Origin of the sequence: uncultured Turicibacter sp., assembly GCF_938044715.1 — a bacterium.
In the GTDB taxonomy this organism is placed as follows: domain Bacteria; phylum Bacillota_I; class Bacilli_A; order MOL361; family Turicibacteraceae; genus Turicibacter; species Turicibacter sanguinis.
On record NZ_CALIOS010000060.1, the window covers coordinates 1 to 4,618 of the forward strand.

Below are 4,618 nucleotides of genomic sequence, written 5' to 3' on the forward strand. Positions count from 1 at the left end.
AATAAATCACTGGTTTTTAGTGATAATTAGGTTAAATAAAAAGGTAGCAAAGTTTTTAACTCACTACCTTATTTATTTAACTCTCCCCATTAGAATTTTATGTTAAGAGTATAATATTGTAAAGTTTAAAAAAATGGAAAAGAGATACTGGGGAGAGTATCTCTTTTTGAGGATAAATCGTTATATGTAGAAAATGGTATACATCTTTAGGTGGAAAGATGTATGACTGAAATATACCAAATTATGACAAATGTTGTAATAATAAGACACACTAAACAGGGATAACTAATGACGAGTGATAAAAAGCTATTTGTTGTTTTAATTTCGACTACACTGTGACCATGTTTTATTCTAAAATATGCATTTTTTCTTCTTATGAAGAGAGTGAAGTTGCTTGAAACAACTTATTTTTGTTTTGGGGATTGAATACAATTGAGTTAAAAAAGGTAGGGATGAACTTAATTACTTGCTACATTTTTGTTTTTGAATCAAATGCAACATTAATTATCAATCTTATTTTTTTTAATATAGATTTTTAGAGCAATAACACTTAAGTAAAGAAGGTAAAGAAATAGAAGTGCTACAGTTAGGGAATATATTTTTTCCAATAATCGCGTTGTTGAAAACAAAAGATTATCTAGAATATTTATTTCTTCGACTTCATGTGCCACAAGTAATAGATAATTTAGATTATGTATCATAACCTCACCTCGTATAATTATTGTTTTAAGTTATTTAGGAATAAAACAAAAAGACCTTGTTTATATAAGGTCTTTTTTGTAAATATTCACACAATCAGTAAGCATATTCGGCAGAATATAAGTTTATTATATCAAAAATTCCACTAATTTCAATAACATAATAAAATAAAAGAGGGATGCAAGGAAGGTCTATTTTATCATTTTATAACTGTTCCCTCTTTATCAATAGGTAGTTTATCGCTAGCAATTGCCTTAAATAAACATGTGTTCATGTTTAATAACTGAACGGATGGAGATAATAGTATTAAATAGAGTGCTCGTTATTTATTGTTTTTTCTTTATGGATGTAGGCAATGCCGACAATTTGCCAACATTGGCAACCTTTTAATTAATTTTATTTTAGAAAAACATTAAACGAATTAACGATAACTTTCGTTTACAAGAAACATAGTTGCAATATTTTAAGATGTTTTATAATTGAATTTGAATTATTCTAAGTTTAATGTATTACAAACATCTCTTGTTCGGTAGCAGATATTCTGTCAAGAAAGCCTTTGTTTATATAGTAGGATAATCTCCCTTAATTTATTGCTAATTTTCGGTAAACTGTTTATAATAAACGTATATCTTTTTCTAATTTATCAATTTGGGGGATAGTTAATGAAAAAATTAGCATTTATCTGTTTATTTATAATGTCCATCCTATCATTGAGTGCCTGTTCAAATCTTAGTGATACAAAAATGGGAATAGGTCCATATCCATTAAATGAACGTGATCAATCTTTATTAGAATCGTTTGCCCTGCTGGATCAGTCTCAGCTCCTATCATTTAATGCGCCAAAAGAGGCAACATCATTAATGATTCATCTGTACTCATTAGATGAATCTGGGAATTGGCAAGACGTTCAATCAGGTGGTGGCATCTCGATTGAAACCGAACGTGACGCTAACACTCATTTAGAAGGCACATTTGCCATGACACTAAACGATGATCATAGTATTAATTTCGTGATCAGCTCACATGGAAGATTTTCATCTCGTGTTGACCTTGACGATTTAGGTTTTGATTCAGCGATTTCGACTCATTCGTTTCTCACTGATTTTCAAACCATTGAACTCAATAAAGAAATCCCCGTCGCTATTATAGTTTTTGATAATGGGACGAGCATGAGAAGTTTTTCAGTCGATTCATATTTTGAGCCCGATATTTTTGAAGGAATGAATTCAGTTCAAGCTGTAACGTTAACATTTACAAATAAAGAGCTCTAATCTAATTACATAACATTAAAATAAAGAGGACAGTTTTTGGATAAGAAGCTGTCCTCTTTATTGTTCTATTATCAACCTTTATTTAAAACATTGCTCTCCCAAAATAACTGTCTGTTGTTTTGGGAGAATCAAGTATAATTCAATTATGTGTTATAAATATACAAAAACACCTTAACATGATTTTATGTTAAGAAAATAATATTTTAAAGTAAAAGATGGAATAGAGATACTGGGGAGAAGCCTCTCTTTATTACAAAAAAATTAATGTTATTTAATTTGAGATTAATGTGTATCTTTTAAAGGGGAGAAAATCCACATCAAAAATATAAAAATAATTAGTATATTTACAAGATATTAATAGGTGAGTTTTATGCCACTTAAAGTGTCTATTTTTCACGAGGGGGAAAGAATTTTAAAATTCATATTACAAAAAATGTCACATTTTGATGTATTTTTTTTGTGACAATAATTAAATATGTTTTTGAAGGAAAGATAGTTATAATTGTTTTAAGGGCGATGGAATTTATAGGGAAATTAAAAGTTGAACTCGCCCTAAGTACAAATGAATCGTATTCAGGGAGGGAATAGAAATGAAATAATTTATTAATGTTCGTAATGATTATAGTAGAAATGGGGATGATCAGCACATTTATTAATCGAGAAATTTTTCAGTATGATACTGAAATCCAGAATGAAATGAATTACGATTGGAAAACAAAGTTTGATTACGAGTCTAGTCAGAAGTGATTAAATGTAGAAAAATAATACCTGATAAAAATCTGTTGATTTAGTCTTATCACTAAAAGTTACATGAAAATAGGAAGAATAAAAGAGATATGTTGGAAATAAAAATATATATCAAAACTATTTTAACTAGAACTTAAGAAAAAGATATAGAAATATATATTTTTTTATAGATTCAAAAATGAATTCAAAATAAAAAAGGGGCGATTAGAATGAGGAGATTAATTTATGCATTAGTAGTGATAGGATTAGTTTTTAATTCAACAGGAATCCAAGTATTTGCATCTACTTTAGAGAACAACTTAGAAGGGGTTGAGAAAGCTACTCTAAAAGATAGATTTTATTATGAATATGAAGCAGCAAGAAGCTTGATTAATGAAGCACAAACCCGAGCAGATTTAAATTGTGGTGAAGAATGTGGAGGATCGGGTTCATCATATTGGACTTTAGTAAAAGAACAAAGTTTTTCTCATACATCATCTTTACCTATTACAATAAGTTTAGGTGCAGGAGCAAAACTTATTGACAAGGTTACGAATATATATGGAAAAGTTTTAGGATACATAGTTCTGGGAACAGCCACTGTACTCAATAGTAATTATACGGTGACTTATTCAACAGCAACAAGATATGCTCGAGCAAAAATTAAACATAATGCAAAATTTGATGGAACATGGAAGTGTACCGCTATTACAAAACTAGAAATTGTTAGTGATAGTGGAAATACGCTTATTGAAACTACTCCAGAAAAATCATTTGCAACTTCTTGTAAGTTAGTTGCTATATAAAAGGAGTGATATTGTGGTATTGAATAAAATTAATATTTTTTTAGGGATAATTTATTTTATTATATTGTTACTTACTATTACAAATATAATTGATAGTAATACTTTTAATAAGCTAACATTAAGTTTTATAGGATTATTTTGCATTATAGATGGAATACATTATAAAACTAAAAAAAGCAGTTCATTCCTAATTATTCTAGGACTACTATTTGTATTATTATCCTTAAAAATGTTTTAATATCACATAAAAAAAGTGTACAATTTAGTACACTTTTTTTATAATTTCTTATTTGTTGCTATGCGTAATAAATAAGAAATTATCTTTTTTCATAAAAAGATTTTACGGAATGTATAAATCAAAAAAAGATTACTAAGGATGATGGAAAACCTTATGAAAAATCAACCATTGAATTTTACTATCATCACAATAAACTACAGGAGATAAGGTATTAGTTAGTGTATCTAATAAAGATCCAAGAGTATATATATTCAATGAAGACTTAGATTTTAATTTTACAAAAATTAGAAGAATAAATAATTAATGAATATAAAAAATTCGTATTATAATTATCATTTTATAGTACGGATTTTTTAATTAATAAATATCATAAAGTTACTAAAACACCTGATTGGGTGTACACACTCTCTCCTTTATCTAACACAATTGAAACACCAGGTAAATCGTTTCCGAAAATAGATGTTTTCATTTAGAGCCTCCTTCATTTTATTTTATTAACCATAATTTACCACAAAAAGCAAAGTGAAACAAGAGGTCAACTAATTTATAGGTTCATAGTACGCTAGTAATAAGTCGACCACACGACCATAACTTTGAACCCCATCGTTGACACCGTTTAGTTTTAAGTACGTTTGATTCATTTGGGTGAAGGTTTCTTCAACTTTTCCTTCGTATTGTTTCCAGTAATCGCGTTGATCATTTAAATCACGACGTACACCGTCGGATAATTTTTCGTTTAAGGTGATGAGTGTTTCACGATCAACAAGTGCTAAAGCACGATTGACATAATTTAAGGCATTTAAGTAGCCTGAATATTGAAAATCAACATCAGGGTGAGCGATACAGGTGAGGTAGGCGATGAAGTTCGCTTCATTTTC

General features: G+C 28.7%; 3 protein-coding genes. 2 read left to right on the forward strand and 1 reads right to left on the reverse strand.

The annotated features are described in order from the left end of the window. The first annotated feature begins 1,361 nt into the window (after nucleotides 1–1,361). Together QWC74_RS06740 and QWC74_RS06745 are read left to right on the forward strand one after the other, a co-directional pair. Entirely contained in the window at nucleotides 1,362–1,970 is a 609-nt protein-coding gene (locus tag QWC74_RS06740) for a hypothetical protein (RefSeq protein WP_155222882.1), read from the forward strand. Nucleotides 1,971–2,926: 956 nt separating this feature from the next. Continuing rightward, complete coding sequence (locus QWC74_RS06745; RefSeq protein ID WP_155222881.1) at nucleotides 2,927–3,502, forward strand: hypothetical protein; 576 nt, start codon at nucleotides 2,927–2,929, stop codon at nucleotides 3,500–3,502. Nucleotides 3,503–4,279: 777 nt separating this feature from the next. On the opposite strand, the gene QWC74_RS06750 is transcribed toward QWC74_RS06745, so the two are convergent. Further along, nucleotides 4,280–4,618 (reverse strand): DUF3810 family protein (locus tag QWC74_RS06750; RefSeq protein WP_288993953.1); only part of this gene is annotated, 339 nt, incomplete at its 5' end.

Bases quoted from the DNA above. Each gene is read 5' to 3' on its own strand.
- QWC74_RS06740 (WP_155222882.1), top strand. From the start codon at position 1,362: ATGAAAAAATTAGCATTTATCTGTTTATTTATAATGTCCATCCTATCA.
- QWC74_RS06745 (WP_155222881.1), top strand. From the start codon at position 2,927: ATGAGGAGATTAATTTATGCATTAGTAGTGATAGGATTAGTTTTTAAT.